This is a genomic window from Streptomyces sp. NPDC088194, from assembly GCF_040702025.1.
In the GTDB taxonomy this organism is placed as follows: Bacteria; Actinomycetota; Actinomycetes; order Streptomycetales; family Streptomycetaceae; genus Actinacidiphila.
Genome location: NZ_JBFBIV010000205.1, coordinates 1 through 2,471, shown reverse-complemented (window position 1 = coordinate 2,471; position 2,471 = coordinate 1). Strand labels below are relative to the sequence as shown.

1 protein-coding gene is annotated in these 2,471 nt (G+C 73.1%); it reads right to left on the bottom strand.

Annotation, left to right across the window (positions count from 1 at the left end; genetic code table 11):
• Positions 1-2,444: condensation domain-containing protein (locus tag AB0399_RS40375; RefSeq protein WP_366414681.1), on the bottom strand; the 2,444-nt coding region annotated here is incomplete at its 3' end.
• Between the last annotated feature and the right edge of the window lie 27 nt (positions 2,445-2,471).

Genomic DNA, 2,471 nt, shown 5'->3' with positions numbered 1-2,471 from the left:
GGGTCCTCCTCCGCCACCACCCGGAACAGCCCCGCCGTCACATGCACATGCGTCAACGCGTACCGCGCGATCAACGACCGCAACACCCCCGCGTCGAACCGCTCCTCCGGCGCCACCACCACCTGACCGCCACCCAGCAGCGGCGCCCACAACTCGTACGTCGAGGAGTCGAAGGAATGCGGGGAACGCAGCAGCACCCGCAGCGGCTCCTCATGGCGCCAGCACGCGTCACTCGCGAGATCCACCACATTCTGATGGGTGATGGCGATCCCCTTCGGCACTCCGGTCGAACCGGACGTGTACATGATGTACGCCAACTGGTCGGGAACGCACCGGGCCGGCAGCGCCGAACCGTCACCGGACCAGCCAGATCCGGCCGCGACCTCCACGACGGCGCCGCCCCGCTCCCGGAACGCGCCCACCGCCGGGTGCCCGTTCATCGCGGCGTCCACCAGCAGCAGCTCCGCCGACGCTTCCGCCATCAGCACCCGCATCCGCTCCGCCGGGGCCCGCAGGTCCAGCGGCACATACGCGCCCCCCGCCTTCAGCACCGCCAGCAACACGACCACCAGCTCGGCGGAACGCTCCATCAGCACCGCCACCCGCGCCTCGGGCGCCACGCCCCGGTCCACCAGCCGCCGCGCGAGGACGTTGGAGCGCGCCTCCACCTCCGCGTACGTCAGCTCGCGGTCCTCGGCCCGCAACGCCGGTGCCGTCGGGGTGCGTGCCGCCTGCGCCGTGAACAGCTCCGGCACCGTGCCCACCGGCGCCTCGCACGCCGTGTCGTTCCACTCCGCCAGCAGGCGGTGCCGCTCCTGGTCGCCCAGAATCCCGATCCGGCCGACGGGCTGCGCGGGGTCGTCGGCGACGGCTTCCAGCACCCTCAGCAGCCGCCGGGCGATCGCCTCCGCGGTGGACGGGTCGAACAGGTCGGTGGCGAAGACGATGTCGCCGAGGAGACCGGCGGGTGAGCCGTCGGGCGCGAACCGCTCGGTGAACTGGATGTCCAGATCGAACTTGGCCGCGGGCCGTCCGGCGGGGTGCTCCTCGGCCCGCAGCCCCGGCAGTTCCAGCGCCGCGGCGTCGGTGTTCTGGACCGCGAGCATCACCTGGAACAGCGGGTGCCGTGCCATCGACCGCTGCGGGGCGATCTCCTCGACCAGCCGCTCGAAGGGGATGTCCTGGTGCTCGAAGGCGTCCAGCACCGTCTCCCGCACCCGGTCCAGGAGTGCGGTGAACGCCGGGTCGCCCGACACGTCGGTCCGCACGACCACCGTGTTGACGAAGAACCCGACCAGGTCGTCGGTGGCCTCGTCGGTACGGCCCGCGACCGGACTGCCGATCGGGAGGTCGTGGCCGGCGCCCAAGCGGGACAGCAGTGCCGCCAGCGACGCGTGCAGCAGCATGAACATCGTCACGCCCCGGCGCTGCGCCAACGCGTGCAGGCGCGCGTGCAGTTCGGCCGGAATCCGCATGTCGGTGCGCCCGCCGCGGTGGCTCGCCACCGCGGGGCGCGGCCGGTCGGCGGGCAGCACGATCTCCTCCGGCGCCCCCGCCAGCCGCTGCCGCCAGTGGGCGAGATCCGAGGCGAGTGCGTCGGCGCCGCCGCCGTCGGCCACCGCGCGCTGCCAGAGCGCGAAGTCCGCGTACTGCGCCGGCAACGGCTCCCATGCCGGAGCCCGCCCGGTCCGGCGGGCCGCGTACGCCCTCGACAGGTCGCGCCACAGCGGCCCCATCGACCAGGCGTCTCCGGCGATGTGGTGCACGACCAGCACCAGTACGTGCTCCTGGGGCCGGTCCTTCTCGCCTCCGAGCGGGTCGTGGTCCGGTGCGATCGACAGCAGCGCGGCCCGGAGCGGAAGTTCCGCCGTGAGGTCGAAGGTGTGCGCGGCGGCCTCGGTCACCTGTGCGTCCAGGTCGTCCCGTGCGACCTCGGTCACCGCCAGGTCCAGGCGCGCGGCGTCCGCGGGCAGCACCCGCTGCCACGGTTCGCCCTGGTCCGACGGGTAGAGCGTGCGCAGGACCTCGTGCCTGGCCACCACGTCGGCGAGCGCGTCCGCCAGGGCCCGCGCGTCCAGCGCACCGGTCAGCCGCACGGCGATCGGGATGTTGTAGGTGGTGTTCGGGCCTTCCAACTGCGAAAGGAACCAGAGCCGTTGCTGGGCGAAGGAGAGCGGCGGCCGGTCGGGCCTGGGCCCCGCCACCAGGGGGGCGTGTACGGGACGTGTGCCGCCCAACCCGCGGGCGAGCCCGGCCACGGTCGGGGTGTCGAACACCTGCCGGATCGGCACCTCGACGTTCAGCGTCGCCCTGATCCTGCTGATCAGGCGGATCGCCAGGAGCGAGTGCCCGCCGAGGTCGAAGAAGTCGTCGTCGACGCCGACCCGTTGCACCCCCAGCACCTGGGCGAAAGCCGAGGACAGGATCTCCTCCCGCACCGACACCGGACCCCGACCACCACCACGACCCGA